Annotated in this window: 13 protein-coding genes; 6 read left to right on the plus strand and 7 right to left on the minus strand. The window is 72.2% G+C overall.

Features of this window, described 5'->3' with window-relative positions; all coding sequences use genetic code 11:
* Positions 1-35: 35 nt before the first annotated feature.
* Both ACFVU3_RS18370 and ACFVU3_RS18375 read right to left on the minus strand, forming a co-directional pair.
* On the minus strand, positions 36-230 hold the full coding sequence (locus tag ACFVU3_RS18370) for a hypothetical protein (protein ID WP_390067292.1): 195 nt from the start codon (positions 228-230) through the stop codon (positions 36-38).
* A 155-nt stretch (positions 231-385) separates the two neighbouring features.
* Entirely contained in the window at positions 386-1,528 is a 1,143-nt protein-coding gene (locus ACFVU3_RS18375; RefSeq protein ID WP_390067294.1) for a PP2C family protein-serine/threonine phosphatase, read from the minus strand.
* A gap of 106 nt (positions 1,529-1,634) precedes the next feature.
* On the opposite strand from ACFVU3_RS18375, the gene ACFVU3_RS18380 reads away from it, so the two are divergent.
* The gene (locus ACFVU3_RS18380; protein WP_390067296.1) at positions 1,635-2,864 is read left to right on the plus strand and encodes a GNAT family N-acetyltransferase; all 1,230 of its coding nucleotides are present in this window, start codon (positions 1,635-1,637) and stop codon (positions 2,862-2,864) included.
* A gap of 34 nt (positions 2,865-2,898) precedes the next feature.
* Here the strand turns inward: ACFVU3_RS18380 and ACFVU3_RS18385 are convergent, their stop codons facing one another.
* Both ACFVU3_RS18385 and ACFVU3_RS18390 read right to left on the minus strand, forming a co-directional pair.
* Positions 2,899-3,708 (minus strand): Fpg/Nei family DNA glycosylase, encoded by an 810-nt coding sequence (locus ACFVU3_RS18385; protein ID WP_390067298.1) that lies wholly within the window; start codon positions 3,706-3,708, stop codon positions 2,899-2,901.
* A complete protein-coding gene (locus tag ACFVU3_RS18390; protein ID WP_390067300.1) occupies positions 3,708-4,202 on the minus strand; it encodes a ribose-5-phosphate isomerase in 495 nt (164 codons plus the stop codon). The genes ACFVU3_RS18385 and ACFVU3_RS18390 overlap by 1 nt, the downstream gene beginning before the upstream one ends.
* A gap of 219 nt (positions 4,203-4,421) precedes the next feature.
* Here ACFVU3_RS18390 and ACFVU3_RS18395 point away from each other — a divergent pair, with 219 nt between their 5' ends.
* Positions 4,422-5,855, plus strand: coding sequence for an amino acid permease (locus tag ACFVU3_RS18395; protein WP_390067302.1), 1,434 nt, complete (start codon positions 4,422-4,424; stop codon positions 5,853-5,855).
* 90 nt (positions 5,856-5,945) lie between these two features.
* Here the strand turns inward: ACFVU3_RS18395 and ACFVU3_RS18400 are convergent, their stop codons facing one another.
* A complete protein-coding gene (locus ACFVU3_RS18400; protein WP_390067304.1) occupies positions 5,946-6,539 on the minus strand; it encodes a biotin transporter BioY in 594 nt (197 codons plus the stop codon).
* A gap of 274 nt (positions 6,540-6,813) precedes the next feature.
* Here ACFVU3_RS18400 and ACFVU3_RS18405 point away from each other — a divergent pair, with 274 nt between their 5' ends.
* Positions 6,814-8,226 (plus strand): amino acid permease, encoded by a 1,413-nt coding sequence (locus ACFVU3_RS18405; RefSeq protein ID WP_390067584.1) that lies wholly within the window; start codon positions 6,814-6,816, stop codon positions 8,224-8,226.
* A 116-nt stretch (positions 8,227-8,342) separates the two neighbouring features.
* Positions 8,343-9,761 (plus strand): amino acid permease, encoded by a 1,419-nt coding sequence (locus ACFVU3_RS18410; protein WP_390067306.1) that lies wholly within the window; start codon positions 8,343-8,345, stop codon positions 9,759-9,761.
* A 73-nt stretch (positions 9,762-9,834) separates the two neighbouring features.
* On the opposite strand, the gene ACFVU3_RS18415 is transcribed toward ACFVU3_RS18410, so the two are convergent.
* On the minus strand, positions 9,835-10,725 hold the full coding sequence (locus tag ACFVU3_RS18415; RefSeq protein ID WP_390067307.1) for a hypothetical protein: 891 nt from the start codon (positions 10,723-10,725) through the stop codon (positions 9,835-9,837).
* Positions 10,726-10,980: 255 nt separating this feature from the next.
* On the opposite strand from ACFVU3_RS18415, the gene ACFVU3_RS18420 reads away from it, so the two are divergent.
* Positions 10,981-11,628 carry a superoxide dismutase gene (locus tag ACFVU3_RS18420; RefSeq protein WP_390067309.1) on the plus strand — a complete coding sequence of 216 codons (648 nt, stop codon included), beginning with the start codon at positions 10,981-10,983 and terminating at the stop codon, positions 11,626-11,628.
* A 125-nt stretch (positions 11,629-11,753) separates the two neighbouring features.
* On the opposite strand, the gene ACFVU3_RS18425 is transcribed toward ACFVU3_RS18420, so the two are convergent.
* Positions 11,754-12,389 carry a DsbA family protein gene (locus ACFVU3_RS18425; protein ID WP_390067310.1) on the minus strand — a complete coding sequence of 212 codons (636 nt, stop codon included), beginning with the start codon at positions 12,387-12,389 and terminating at the stop codon, positions 11,754-11,756.
* Between the two features lie 143 nt (positions 12,390-12,532).
* Between ACFVU3_RS18425 and pepN the strand changes: the two genes are divergently transcribed.
* Positions 12,533-15,079, plus strand: coding sequence for an aminopeptidase N (gene pepN / locus ACFVU3_RS18430; protein ID WP_390067312.1), 2,547 nt, complete (start codon positions 12,533-12,535; stop codon positions 15,077-15,079).
* Positions 15,080-15,253 lie beyond the last annotated feature (174 nt).

Genomic DNA, 15,253 nt, shown 5'->3' on the forward strand with positions numbered 1-15,253 from the left:
TCCTCGACGAGGAACCGGGCCCGGAGCCGTTTCCGTCAGAACTTGATGCCGCTGATCGTCTGGGTTATCGAGTCCAGGAAGCGCTGGATGTCGTCGGCCATGCCCGTGGAGGCGAGGAAGAAGCCGAAGAGGACGGCGACGACGGCCGGCCCCGCCTTCAGGCTGCCGCCGCGGATCAGCACGACGAGGACGATCGCCAACAGCAACACCACAGACAACGAAATCGCCACAACTGATCACACCCTCGGTCGGTCCTGCCCAGCCCGGGGTATGCATCCGGACACCCCCGCGCCTCCATCGTGCCACCAACCCCTTTGCCCCCGGCAGCGGGTGACGAATCGTGGGACGGCGACACCGGTCAAGACGCCGGGCCGGCGCGGGTGGTTCAGGCCGGGCGGGAGATGAGGAGGAGGGCCCGGTCGTCGTTGACGTCCTTGGCCACCGCCTCGATGAGGTGCCAGGCGACGCCCTCGAAGCCGCCGGAGACGCAGCGGTCGGCCTCGCCGGTGAGGCGGTCGATGCCCTCGGCGAGATCGCGGTCGGCGGCCTCGACGAGGCCGTCGGTGAAGAGCATCAGGACGTCGCCGGGGTGGAGGGTTCCCTTGACCGGGTGGAACTCGGCGCCGTCGTAGACGCCGAGGAGGGGTCCTTCGCCGTCCTTCTCCTCCCAGCGGCCGGTGCCGGAGTGGAGCTGGAGCGCGGGCAGGTGGCCGGCGGAGAAGAGCTCGTAGTCGCCGGAGTCCAGGTCGAGGACGAGGTGGATGGAGGTGGCGAAGCCCTCGTCCCAGTTCTGCCGGAGCAGGTAGCCGTTGGCGGCGGGCAGGAAGCCGTGCGGCGGGAGCGAGCCGAGCAGGCCGCCGAACGCGCCGGAGAGCAGCAGGGAGCGGGAGGCCGCGTCCATGCCCTTGCCGGAGACGTCGGTGAGGACGACCTCCAGGGTGCGGCCGCCGTGGGTGCGGGCGGCGACGACGAAGTCGCCGGAGAAGGACTGGCCGCCGGCCGGGCGGAGCGCCATCTCGCGGTGCCAGCCGCGCGGCAGCCGGGGCAGCGCGCTCTGCACCCGGAGCCGCTCGCGCAGGTCGAAGAGCATGGTGCCGCCGCGCCGCCAGGGCACGCCGACCCGGGCCCGGAACTGGGCGATCAGCAGGCCGAAGAGGCCGCAGGCGGCGACCACGAGGACGGTGCCGGGGGTGACGCGGGCGGGCCCCTCGCCGTACGGGCCGAGGAAGGCGGACTCGACGATCAGGCCGCCGGCGGCCGCCGCGTACAGGCCGAGGAGGCTGGCGGGGCGCAGGAGCAGGCCGCCGGCCACGATCGGCAGGACGAGGGCGGCGGGCGAGCACCAGACGGGGTCGAGGACGGTGCCGCAGACGATGGCGGGGATGGTGAGGAGGAGCCCGGCGAGGGCGAGGCGGTCGGAGGTGCCGCCGCGGAAGTAGTCGACCCCGGTCCGGCGCAGCACGACGCGGGCCCGGTGGGCGCGCCTGCGCATCCGGGCCGTGTACGTGTTCACTCCGTGGTGGGCCATTGGCCTGGACCCTATCCACCCGGGCCGCTCCCGTGCAGGGGTACCCCGGTGACAAGGTGCGTGAAATCGGGTCGCCTCGGGCGGTGACCGCTGATATCGATGGCATATGACGACTGAACTTCGGGTGCTCGACCCGTCGGAGTGGGATCGCTGGTTCGCGGCGCTGGAGCTGGCTTTCGGGGGTGTCCCCGAGGAGCCGGAGGAGCGGGAGCTGTGGCGGGACCTGACCGAGTGCGAGCGGTCGCTGGCGGTGTGGGACGGCGAGCGGGCGGTGGCGACGGCGGGGGCGTTCTCGTTCCGGCTGACCGTCCCGGGCGGGGCGTCGGTGCCGGCGGCGGGCGTCACGATGGTGAGCGTGGCCGGAACGCACCGGCGGCAGGGGGTCCTGACGTCGATGATGCGGCGGCAGCTCGACGACGTCCGGGCGCTGGGCGAGCCGCTGGCCGTGCTGACGGCGTCGGAGCCGGTGATCTACGGCCGGTTCGGTTACGGGGCGGCGAGCTGGGCGCAGCGGGCGGTGATCGACACGACCCGGGTGCGGCTCGACGTGCCGGCGGGGGCGGACGCGGTGACGCTGCGGACGGTGTCCCTGGCGGAGTCCTCGGCGGCGACGGAGCCGGTGTACGCGCGGATGGTGCCGCGCCGGCCGGGGATGACGGCGCGCCGGCCCGGCTGGGAGCGGCTTCCGCTGCTCGATCCGCCGGGTTCGCGGAACGGCGCCTCGCCGAAGCAGTGCGTGCTGGCCGAGCGGGACGGGGAGGTCGTCGGGTACGCCTACTACGCGATCAAGCCGGAGTGGAGCTGGGCGGGCGCGGACGGTTCGGTGATCGCGCACGAGGTGACGGCGCTCGACGGGGCGGCGGAGGCGGCGCTGTGGCGCTTCCTGTGCTCGGTGGACCTGACGGCGAAGGTGCGGGTGGACAGTTCGCCGGTGGACGCGGCCTGGCTGCGTCTGGTCTCGGACGTGCGGCGGTGCGAACCGGTCGCGCGGGAGGTGCTGTTCGTCCGGCTGGTGGACGTGGGCGCGGCGCTGGAGGCGCGGACGTACCAGGCGCCGGTGGACGTGGTGTTCGAGGTCGAGGACGCGTTCTGCCCGTGGAACGCGGGGCGTTGGCGGCTGACCGGCGACGCGAAGGGCGCGGTGTGCGCGCGGACCGCCGACGCGGCCGATCTCGCCCTGTCCGTGCGGGAGTTGGGTTCGGCGTATCTGGGCGGTACGTCGCTGGCGTCGCTGGCTTCGGCGGGGCGGGTGACGGAACTGCGGGGCGGGGCGCTCACGGAGGCGTCCGTCGCGTTCGGGTCCGGCCTCGCGCCCTGGCTGCCGCACGGGTTCTAGAGCGTTCCTCCGGGCGCGGGGTGGTGCCCCGCGGTCAGCGCCGCTGGCAGGTGGGGCACCAGAAGAGGTTCCTGGCGGCCAGGTCGGCGGTTCTGATCCCGGTGCCGCAGAGGTGGCAGGGCTGGTGCGCGCGGCGGTAGACGTAGACCTCGCCGCCGTGGTCGTCGACGCGGGGCGGGCGGCCCATCGCCTCGGGGGTGTGCTCGGGGCGGACGGTGTCGATGCGGTTGAGGCGGACGCCTTCGCGCATGAGGGCCTTCAGGTCGTCCCAGATCGCGGTCCACTCCCCCGCCGTGAGGTCCCGGCCCGCGCGGTACGGGTCGATGCCGTGGCGGAAGAGGACCTCGGCGCGGTAGACGTTGCCGACGCCGGCGATGACCTTCTGGTCCATGAGCAGGGCGGCGATCGTCGTGCGGGACCTGGCGATCCGGTGCCGGGCGCGGTCCGGGTCGGCGTCCGGGCGGAGGGGGTCGGGGCCCAGGCGGGCGTGGACCGCCCGCTTCTCCGCGTCGGTGATCAGCGCGCAGGTGGTGGGGCCGCGGAGGTCGACGTACGCCTCGGGGTTCGCGAGGCGGAGGCGGACGGTGTCGGTGGGCGGCGGCGCGGGGGCGTCGCCGAAGGTCACCTTGCCGAAGAGGCCCAGGTGGATGTGGACCCACTCGTCGCGGGGGAAGCCGAGGAAGAGGTGCTTGCCGTGCGCCTCGGTGGTCTCCAGGGTGGCGCCGTCGAGGAGGGCGGCGGAGTCGGAGAACTTGCCCTGGGGGCTGGAGACGCGCACGGGCCGGCCGCCGAACCGTTCGCGGTGGTCGGCGGCCAGCCGGTGGATGGTGTGCCCTTCGGGCATCAGGCGGTGGGCTCCTGCGGGTGGTGGGCCGGGATGGGGGGGAGCTCGCCGGTGGTCTCGTACCGGCTCAGCATCTCGATGCGGCGGGTGTGGCGCTCGTCGCCGGAGTACGGGGTGGAGAGGAAGATCTCGACGAACTTGGTCGCCTCCTCCTCGGTGTGCATGCGGGCGCCGACGGCGACGACGTTGGCGTTGTTGTGCTCGCGGCCGAGGGCGGCGGTCTGCTCGCTCCAGGCGAGGGCGGCACGGACGCCCTTGACCTTGTTGGCGGCGATCTGCTCGCCGTTGCCGGAGCCGCCGATGACGATGCCGAGGCTGTCCGCGTCGGCGGCCGTCTTCTCGGCGGCGCGCAGGCAGAACGGCGGGTAGTCGTCGAGGGCGTCGTAGAGGTGGGGACCGCAGTCGACGGGCTCGTGCCCGTGGGCGGTGAGCCACTCCACGAGGTGGGTCTTGAGTTCGTAGCCGGCGTGGTCGGAACCGATGTAGACGCGCATGGCTTCGAGTGTGGCACGGCCGGGACGGGGCAGGCGTCAGCGGGGTCGGGACCTTGGTCCCGGCGGGTCACGGACCTCCGTCCCGCCTGGTCCGGACCTTATGGCCCGAGTATGTCCTGAATCACGATCCGGAATCAGCCCTTCCGTACTGGCCGGTCGCCGGGTTACATGGCTCCGGCTCGCGACCCGAGCCACCCCCCACACCCGAAGGAAGCGTTCATGAACACGCAGCCGACCCTCGCCAAGGAAGGCGGCAGCACCGGCACCACCGGTCAGATCCCGCCCTCCGACGGCCTCAAGGCCGGGCTCAAGAACCGCCATCTGTCGATGATCGCGATCGGCGGCGTCATCGGCGCCGGCCTCTTCGTCGGCTCCGGCTCCGGCATCGCCGCCGCCGGCCCCGCGATCCTCCTCTCGTACGCGCTGGTCGGCGCGATGGTCGTGTTCGTGATGCGGATGCTCGGCGAGATGGCCGCGGCGCGGCCCTCCTCCGGCTCCTTCTCGGCCTACGCCGACCAGGCGCTCGGCCGCTGGGCGGGCTTCACCATCGGCTGGCTGTACTGGTTCTTCTGGGTGGTCGTGCTGGCCGTCGAGGCGACCGCGGGCGCGGTCATCCTGGAGAGCTGGGTCCCGGCGGTGCCGCAGTGGGCCTGGGCGCTCATCGTGATGGTCGTCCTCACCGCGACCAACCTGGCCTCGGTGGCCTCGTACGGCGAGTTCGAGTTCTGGTTCGCCGGCATCAAGGTCGTCGCCATCGGCGCCTTCGTCGCCATCGGCATGCTCGCGGTCTTCGGCGTGCTGCCGGGCTCGGACAACCCGGGCGCGGGCTTCGCGCACCTCACCGACGCGGGCGGATTCCTGCCGATGGGCGCGGGAGCCATCCTGACCGGTGTCCTGATGGTCGTCTTCTCGTTCATGGGCAGCGAGATCGTGACGCTGGCGGCGGGCGAGTCCGAGGACCCGCAGCGCGCCGTCACCAAGGCGACCAACAGCGTGATCTGGCGGATCGGCGTCTTCTACCTGGGCTCGATCTTCGTGGTCCTGACGCTGCTGCCGTGGAACGACCCCTCGATCACCGAGAAGGGCTCGTACGTCGCCGCGCTCGACTCGATCGGCATCCCGGCCGCCGGCCAGATCATGAACGTGATCGTCCTGACCGCCGTCCTGTCCTGCCTCAACTCGGGCCTCTACACGGCCTCCCGGATGGCCTTCTCGCTCGGACAGCGCGGTGACGCGCCGAAGGGCTTCGCCAAGGTCGACAAGCGGGGCGTGCCGCGCACGGCGATCCTCGCCTCGGTGGTCTTCGGCTTCGTCGCGGTGTTCTTCAACTACCAGTGGCCGGACACCGTCTTCGCCTTCCTGCTGAACTCCTCCGGCGCGGTGGCGCTCTTCGTCTGGCTGGTCATCTGCGTGACCCAGCTGCGCATGCGCGGGATCATCCTGCGCGAGTCGCCGGAGAAGCTGGTCGTGAAGATGTGGCTCTTCCCGTACCTGACCTGGGCGACGATCGGCATGATCGTCTTCGTCCTCGGCTACATGATCTACGACGGCGGCAGCGCCCGGGAGCAGGTCGTGCTCTCGCTGCTCGTGGCCGCGCTGGTGCTGGCGATCGCGCTGGTCCGCGAGCGGGCCAAGAAGGCGTCCCGCGCCTGACCCGGACACGATGAAGGGCCCGCCGCTCCCGCTGGAGCGGCGGGCCCTTCGCGTACGGCGCGGGCCGTCCCTTCCGGATCCTGCCGGGTGTCAGCCCTTGCGGCCGACGAGCTTCCAGGCGGCCGGGAGGGCGCCCATGGCGAGCGCGGCCTTGAGGGCGTCGCCGATGAGGAAGGGGGTCAGGCCGGCGGCGACCGCCTGGCCGAGGGTCATGCCGGTGGCGAGGGCCAGGTACGGCACGCCGACCGCGTAGATGACCGCGGAGCCGAGGACCATGGTGCCGGCGGTGCGCAGGACCGAGCGGTCGGCGCCGCGGCGGGCGAGGGCGCCCACGACGGTGGCGGCGAGCAGCATGCCGAGGATGTAGCCGAAGGACGGCATCGCGTAGCCAGAGGAGCCCTGGGCGAACCACGGGACGCCCGCCATGCCGGCGACGGCGTAGAGGGCGAGGGAGAGGAAGCCGCGGCGGGCGCCGAAGGCGGTGCCGACGAGCAGGGCGGCGAAGGTCTGGCCGGAGACCGGGACCGGGGAGCCGGGGACCGGGAGGGAGATCTGCGCGGCGAGGCCGGTGAGGGCGGCGCCGCCGACGACGAGGGCGACGTCACGGACGCGGCTCGACGGCAGGAGGTCGGCCAGGACGGTGCCCGTACGGAGGGCGCGGGCGGGGGCGGCGGCGGTGCTCATCGGTACTCCGCGGGGGTGAGGGTGTCGGGACAGGTCGACGCTATGCCAGGAGTGAACGCTCGATCACCGTCAGCCGCCGACAAAGCCTCGGGCGGGGGCTTCATGGGATTCCGACAAAGGGCGGTGGAGGCGCCGGGCGCCACGTGACGCTTGTCACTGGGAAGTCGGCACGTGTCGCCCCTTTTGCGTCAAGGGCCCGTCAGCGGAGAGACTGTGGGGTCTCCATAAAGTGCCCGTGTACGTGCCCCTCCTCCCAGAGCGCGAGTCCCCCACCATGCGCGACGACGCCCCGCCCTCCCCCCTCAGCGAACCCGAGCCCCTCTCCCACGGCCTGAAGCAGCGTCATCTGACGATGCTCGGGCTGGGCGGGGTCATCGGCGCCGGTCTCTTCGTCGGCTCCGGCGCGGGCATCGCGGTCGCCGGGCCGGGGATCGTGCTCTCGTACCTGATCGCGGGCGCGCTCGCGATGCTGGTGATGCGGATGCTGGGCGAGATGTCGGCGGCGATGCCGGCGTCCGGCGCGTTCTCGGTGCACGCGGAGCGGGCGCTGGGCCGCTGGGCCGGGTTCTCGGTGGGCTGGCTGTACTGGTTCCTGCTGGTGGTCGTCCTCGCGGTGGAGGCGACGGGCGCGGCGCGGATCGCGCACGGCTGGGTGCCGGGGGTCCCGCAGTGGGGCTGGGTGCTGCTCTTCATGGTGGTCTTCACGGTGGCGAACCTGGCCGCGGTGAAGAACTTCGGCGAGTTCGAGTTCTGGTTCGCCGCGCTCAAGGTCGGCGCGATCGTCCTCTTCCTGGCGCTGGGCACGCTGGCGATCGTCGGCTGGCTGCCCGACACCGATCCGGTGGGGCTCGCCAACCTGACCGGCCAGGGCGGCTTCCTGCCCAACGGCTGGTCCGGGGTGGTCTCCGGGGTGCTGGCGGTGATCTTCGCCTTCGGCGGTCTGGAGGTCGTCACCATCGCGGCGGCCGAGTCGGAGGACCCGGCGCGGAACGTGGCCCGGGCGGTGCGCAGCGCCGTGTGGCGGATCCTGCTCTTCTACGTGGGCTCGATGCTGGTGATCGTGACCCTGCTGCCGTGGACGTCGATGGTGCCGGGCGAGTCGCCGTACGTGGCGGTCCTCGACGCGATCGGGGTGCCGGGCGCGGGGCAGATCATGAACGTGGTGGTCTTCGTGGCGCTGCTGTCGGCGCTCAACGCCAACCTGTACGGCTCCTCCCGGATGGTCTTCTCGCTGGCGGAGCGCGGCGAGGCGCCGAAGGGGCTGCTGAAGGTGTCGGGCGGTGGGGTGCCGCGGCGGGCCGTGCTCGCCTCGGTGGCGTTCGGCTTCGTCTCGGTCCTGCTCAATCTGAAGTGGCCGGACTCCGTCTTCCTCTACATGCTCAACGCGGTCGGCGCGGTGCTGCTGTTCGTGTGGGCGCTGATCGCGGTGTCGCAGCTGCGGCTGCGGCCGCGGATCGAGCGGGAGGCGCCGGAGACGCTGACGCTCCGGATGTGGGGGTTCCCGTGGCTGACGTGGACGGCGCTGGCGGCGATGGGCGCGGTGCTGGTGCTGATGCTGACCGACGACGGGGCGCGGCCGCAGGTGCTGTGGTCGGCGGGGGCGACGGCGGCGGTGCTGGTGGTGGCGTGGCTGCGCGAGGTGCGGGCGTCCCGGCGAGCGCGCACGTCCACGACGAAACGGAATTGAATCTTCACCTTGTGTGAAGGTGGTGACCGTATAGCGGACACCCGTTCCCTCTGAGCGGTACGGGCACCCAGACTGTGGGCTTCCCTCCCCGTCTCAGCCTATGAACAGGGTTGCCCATGTCTCGGACCACCGCGCCCGCGCAGGCCGACCGCCAGGACGGCACCGCCGCTCCCGCCGAGGGCCTCTCCCACGGCCTCAAGCAGCGCCATCTGTCGATGATCGCCCTCGGCGGCGTCATCGGCGCCGGCCTCTTCGTCGGCTCCGGCGCCGGCATCGCCGCCGCCGGACCCTCGATCGTCGTCGCCTACGCGATCTCCGGCGTGCTCGTCATGCTGGTGATGCGCATGCTCGGCGAGATGTCGGCGGCGAACCCGGCCTCCGGCTCCTTCTCCGTCCACGCCGAACGCGCCTTCGGCCCGTGGGCCGGCTTCACCGCGGGCTGGGCCTTCTGGTTCCTGCTCTGCGTGGCCGTCGGCCTGGAGGGCATCGGCGCCGCGAACATCATGACGGGCTGGTTCCCGGGCACGCCCGAGTGGGCCTGGGTGGCGCTCTTCATGCTGGTCTTCTGCGGCACCAACCTGGCGGCGGTGAAGAACTTCGGCGAGTTCGAGTTCTGGTTCGCCGCGCTGAAGGTCGGCGCGATCGTCCTCTTCCTCGGCATCGGCGTGCTCGCCATCACCGGCCTGCTGCCCGGCACCGACGCCCCCGGCGCCGCCAACCTCACCGGGGACGGCGGCTTCTTCCCGCACGGCTCCGAGGGCCTGATCGTCGGCCTGCTCGCCTCCGTCTTCGCGTACGGCGGCCTGGAGACGGTCACCATCGCGGCGGCCGAGTCCGAGCACCCGGTGCAGGGCGTCGCCAAGGCGGTCCGCACGGCGATGTGGCGCATCGCGCTCTTCTACATCGGCTCGATGGCGGTCATCGTCACCCTCGTCCCGTGGGACGACAAGGCGGTCGTCGAGAAGGGCCCGTACGTCGCCACCCTCGACCACCTGGGCATCCCGGCCGCCGGCCAGATCATGAACGTGGTCGTCCTGGTCGCCCTGCTCTCGGCGATGAACGCCAACATCTACGGCGCCTCCCGGATGGCCCGCTCGCTGGTCGCCCGCGGCCAGGGCCCGCAGGCGCTCGGCCGCACCTCCGGCGGGGTGCCGCGCCCGGCGGTCCTCGCCTCCTCGGTCGTCGGCTTCGGCTGCGTGCTGCTGAGCTACTGGTCGCCGGACAAGGCGTTCATCTGGCTGCTGAACACGATCGGCGCGATCATCCTCGTCGTCTGGTTCTTCATCGCGGCCTCGCAGCTGGTGCTGCGCCGCCGCACCGAGCGCGAGGAGCCGGAGAAGCTGGTCGTGCGGATGTGGGCCTTCCCGGTGCTGACCTGGGTGGCGCTGGCCGGGATGGCGGCGATCTTCTTCCTGATGGCCCGCGAGGAGGGCACCCGGGTGCAGCTGTACGCGACGGGCGCCCTGACGCTGGCCCTCGCGGTGGTCGGTTTCGGCCTGCAGAAGGCGCGCGGGACGGCGGCCGGGAAGGTCTGACCCCTCCCCCGCACTCCCCGAACGCCCCGCCGGGCCTCCCGCCCGGCGGGGCGTCCGTGCGTCCGGAGCCGGATCAGGTGCCGCAGTAGGGGGCGGTGCGGACGTGGCCGCCACGGTTCTCGTCGTCGGTTCCGAGGAGCGCGTCGCCGCCGGGGAGGCACTCGACGGCCTCGATCTTGTGGCCGGGGAAGGTGCCGAGAGGCACCGGGCGGGCGGTGAGGGAGACCCGCACCCGGCCGGAGGCGGTCAGGACGACCTGGCCGGCGTCGGTCACGGCGGAGTCGAAGGGGCCGTCGTCGCCGGCGTCCGACGCCGAGCCCACCAGGATCCGGCCGGCTCCGGTGACGGAGATGTCGGAGATGTGGCGGGTCCCCGCGTCCGCGGGGCGCGGGGCGGTGAAGGCGCGCCGGGTGACCGCGCCGAACCGCGGCTCGCCCCACGCGGCGAAGGTCAGCGGGGCGGCGTACAGGGTGGCGGGCCGCTCCGCTCCCTCGCCGCGGTCCGCCCACAGGGCGGCGAACCGGCCGTCGCGGGCGACGAGCGCGAAGCTCTCGAAGTCGTCGCCGGCACCGATCGCGGGCAGCGGGGTGTACTCGACGACGGTGGCCGTGGTGCCGGTGACCCGGAGGCGGTAGACGATGCCGCGCGCGGCGACGGCGAGGTACTCGCCCGGCAGGCCGGGGATCGCCTCGATCGCCTCCAGGTCGACGGGCTCGGCGCCCTCCCAGACCAGCGGGGTGACGGTGGCGGGGTCCGTGCCGTACGCGAGCCGGGAGAGGCGCGGCTGCCCGGAGCGCTTGTTGTCGTGGACGACGAGCGCGGTGCCGGCGCCCTCGGCGGCGAGGCCGGAGACACCGCTGCGGGCGTCGGTGCCGACCTGTCGCCAGGGGGCGGCGGCCTGGGCGGTGCCGGCGAGCAGCGCGACGAGGACACCGGCGGTGGCGAGTCTCAGGGGGAGCGTCATGCCCCGCACGTTATGGATCTTGAACGGGCCGGGGACAGGGCCACGTGCGCCGTTCGGCGGAGCGCGCGGAAGCAGTCGGGCGCGCGGGCCGGAGCGGGCCTCCTGGACGGATTCCCGCACGCGCCTCGCGCGGACCCCCCACACGGACTCCCGCGCAGGCCCTAGGACCAACGACTGATCAACTTCGTGCGCAGGTGCTGTTAGCCTGCACTTGCATATAGGTTGCAATAAGCAGTCAGTCGAAGGGCTCGGCACATGGCGATCTACACACTTCCGGAGCTGCCGTACGACTACGCGGCGCTGGAGCCGGTGATCAATCCGCAGATCATCGAGCTGCACCACGACAAGCACCACGCCGCGTACGTCAAGGGCGCGAACGACACCCTGGAGCAGCTGGAGGAGGCCCGCGACAAGGAGCAGTGGGGCTCGGTCAACGGCCTGGAGAAGAACCTGGCCTTCCACCTCTCCGGCCACATCCTCCACTCCATCTACTGGAACAACATGGCCAGCCCGAAGGCCGGCGACGGCGGCGGCGAGCCGCTCGCGGCCGACGGCGTGGGCGAGCTCGCGGACGCGATCACCGAGTCCTTCGGCTCGTTCGCCAAGTTCAAGTCCCAGCTGACCAAGGCGTCCGCGACCACCCAGGGCTCCGGCTGGGGCGTCCTCGCCTACGAGCCGGTCAGCGGCCGCCTCATCGTCGAGCAGGTCTACGACCACCAGGGCAACGTCGGCCAGGGCTCGATCCCCGTCCTGGTCTTCGACGCCTGGGAGCACGCCTTCTACCTGCAGTACAAGAACCAGAAGGTCGACTTCATCGACGCCATGTGGCAGGTCGTGAACTGGCAGGACGTGAACAAGCGCTACCAGGCCGCCAGGGCCAGCGTGCCGCTCATCTCCTTCTGATCCTTCCGGCGGCCCCCGCTCGTCCTGCTCGTGATCGTCTTCTCAACCTTCACCTGCGGGCGGAATGAGGAAGAACCCCCGCGATGACGTGAATCGCGGGGGTTCTTCTGTTCCTGCGGCGGCGGCTACTCGAAGCTCGGCGCCGCCGTCCGGGTGCGCTTGATCTCGTAGAAACCGGGGGTCGAGGCGACCAGCAGCGTGCCGTCCCACAGCCGGGCCGCGGCCTCGCCGCGCGGGGTGGGGGTGACGACCGGGCCGAAGAACGCGACCTCGTCGCCGTCCGGGCCGGGAACCGCGATCACCGGGGTGCCGACGTCCTGGCCGACCTTCTCGATGCCCTCCGTGTGGGAGGCGCGCAGCTCCGCGTCGTAGGTGTCCTTGTCGGCGTACTCCACCAGGTCCTCGGGGAGGCCGACGTCCCGCAGGGCGGCGGCGATGGCCTCGCGGGTGGGGCCCTCGCCGTCGTTGTGGAAGCGGGTGCCGAGCGCGGTGTAGAGCTTGCCGACGACCTCGTCGCCGTGCAGCCGCTGGGCCGCTATGACGACGCGGACCGGGCCCCACGCCTTGGTCTCCAGCATCTCCCGGTACTCGGCGGGGACCTCGTCCAGCCGGTTCTCGTTCAGGACGGCGAGGCTCATCACCTTCCAGCGCACGTCCACGGGGCGGACCTTCTCGACCTCCAGCATCCACCGGGAGGTCATCCAGGCCCAGGGGCACAGCGGGTCGAAGAAGAACTCTGCGGTGGTCCTGCTCTCGGACATGTCACTCCTCGGATGCGGGCGTGCGGAAGGGATGCGCCGACCTGTCGCAACGCCACGGGGTCGTGCCGGCATTCCCGTGCACCGGGTGAAAGGTGCGCATGGGAGGATCGGGGCTGTTTCGAACACGCCACGAAGGAGTGACCGTGCCCGGTGAGAACCTGTCCCGCGACGAGGCCCACGAGCGGGCGGCGCTGCTGTCCGTCGACGGCTACGAGGTCGCCCTCGACCTGCGCTCGGCGGTCGGCGAGTCCACGGAGGCGGTACGCACCTTCCGCTCGGTGACGACCGTCCGCTTCCGCCGCACGGGCGAGGGCGACGCGACCTTCGCGGACCTGATCGCGCCCTCGGTCACCTCCGTCACCCTCAACGGGCGGACGCTGGACCCGGCCGTCGTCTTCGACGGCGCCCGGATCGCCCTGGACGGCCTCGCGGACGAGAACGTGCTGGTCGTCGACGCGCAGTGCGCCTACAGCCGCACCGGCGAGGGCATGCACCGCTTCGTCGACCCCGAGGACGGCGAGGTCTACCTCTACACCCAGTACGAGCCGGCCGACGCCCGCCGGGTGTACGCCAACTTCGAGCAGCCCGACCTCAAGGGCCCGTACCGCTTCGAGGTGACCGCGCCCGAGGGCTGGAACGTGTGGAGCAACGGCGCCGGCGAGCGGGACGCCGACGGCGTGTGGCGGTTCGCCGAGACGGCGCCGATCTCCACGTACATCACCTGCGTGGTGGCGGGCCCCTACCACTACGTCACCGACACCTACCGCCGCGGCGACCTGGAGATCCCGCTCGGCGCGATGTGCCGCAAGGGGCTCGCGAAGCACTTCGACGCGGACGACGTCTTCCTCGTCACCAAGCAGGGCTTCGACTTCTTCCACGACACCTTCGACTACCCGTACCCCTTCGGCAAGTACGACCAGGCGTTCGTGCCCGAGTACAACCTCGGCGCCATGGAGAACCCCGGCATGGTCACCTTCACCGAGGAGTACATCTACCGGGGCAAGGTCACCCGGGCGGCGTACGAGCGGCGCTCGAACACGATCCTGCACGAGATGGCCCACATGTGGTTCGGCGACCTCGTCACCATGGTCTGGTGGGACGACCTGTGGCTGAAGGAGTCGTTCGCCGACTTCATGGGCTCCTTCTCGCTCGCCGAGGCCACCCGCTTCACCGACAGCTGGGTCACCTTCGCCAACAACCGCAAGGCGTGGGCCTACCGCGCCGACCAGCTGCCGTCCACCCACCCGATCACGGCCGACATCCGTGACCTGGAGGACGCCAAGCTGAACTTCGACGGCATCACGTACGCCAAGGGCGCCTCCGTCCTCAAGCAGCTCGTCGCCTACGTGGGCCGGGACGCCTTCCTGGAGGGCGCGCGCCGCTACTTCAAGCGCCACGCGTACGGCAACACCCGCCTCGCCGACCTGCTCACCGTGCTGGAGGAGACCTCCGGCCGGGACATGCGGGCCTGGTCGAAGTCCTGGCTCCAGACCTCCGGCGTCAACGTGCTCGCCCCCGAGGTCACCTACGACGCCGAGGGCCGGATCACCGAGCTGGCCGTCCTCCAGGAGGGCGACGAGCTGCGCCCGCACCGGGTCGCGGTCGGCCTGTACCGCCTGTCGGAGGGCGAACTCGTCCGGTACGCGCGCGTGGAGGCCGACGTCGCCGGGGTCCGGACCGTCGTCGGCGGACTGGCCGGCCACGAGCGCCCGGACCTGATCCTCGTCAACGACGACGACCTCACCTACTGCAAGATCCGCTTCGACGAGGGCTCGCTCGACACCCTCCGCGAGCACCTCGGCGCCGTCACCGACCCGCTGGCGCGCGCGCTCTGCTGGTCGGCGCTGTGGAACCTGACCCGGGACGGGCTGATGCCGGCCCGCGACTTCGTCGCCGCCGTGCTCGCCTTCGCGGGCCGGGAGACCGACATCGGCGTCCTCCAGATGGTGCACGCCTGGGCGCGGACCGCGGTCACCCACTACGCGGCTCCGGCGTGGCGCGCGGAGGGCGGCCGGCTGCTCGCCGAGGGCGGGCTGCGCGAGCTGCGGCTCGCCGGGCCGGGCAGCGAGCACCAGCTGACCTGGGCCCGCTTCTTCGCCGCGACCGCCTCCTCGGACGCCGACCTCCAGCTCCTGGAGGGGCTGCTCGCCGGCACCGCCCGGATCGACGGCCTCGACGTCGACCAGGAGCTGCGCTGGGCGCTGCTCTCGACCCTCGCCGAGGAGGGCCGGGCCGACGAGACGCGGATCGACGAGGAGCTGGCGCGGGACGACACCGCGAGCGGCAAGCGGCACCAGGTGCGGCTGCTGGCCTCGCGCCCGTCGGCGGCGGTGAAGGCGCAGGCGTGGGCGCAGGTCGTCGAGTCGGACGCCCTGTCGAACGCGCTGGCCGGCGCGGTGATCGCCGGGTTCGCGCAGCCTTCGCAGCGCGAGCTGACCGCCCCGTACGCGGAGAAGTACTTCGCCGTGATCGAGCGGATCTGGGCCGAGCGGTCGATCCAGATCGGCATGGACGTCGTGCGGGGCCTCTTCCCGGCGCTCCAGGACCGTCCGGAGACCCTGGCGGCGACCGACGCCTGGCTGACGGAGCACGCGGACGCGGCTCCGGCGCTGCGGCGGCTCGTCCTGGAGTCCCGCGACGACCTGGCCCGGGCGCTGCGGGCGCAGGAGTGCGACGCGCTGGAGGCGTGACCGGGACCGGGAGGGGGCCCGCGGGTGCGGGCCCCTCACCGGCGGCGGCCCCGGCGCGCCCGCGCGGCCTTTCTCGGCAGTCGAACGTGCGTCCTTTAGCGCCGTCTTGTCCGGGTTCGGCCACCAGCTTGTAACAGGCCGTTAGGACCGGGCCGGGGAGCGGAAGACCCCCGG

It is taken from the genome of Streptomyces sp. NPDC058052 (assembly GCF_042885515.1).
Lineage (GTDB): Bacteria > Actinomycetota > Actinomycetes > Streptomycetales > Streptomycetaceae > Streptomyces.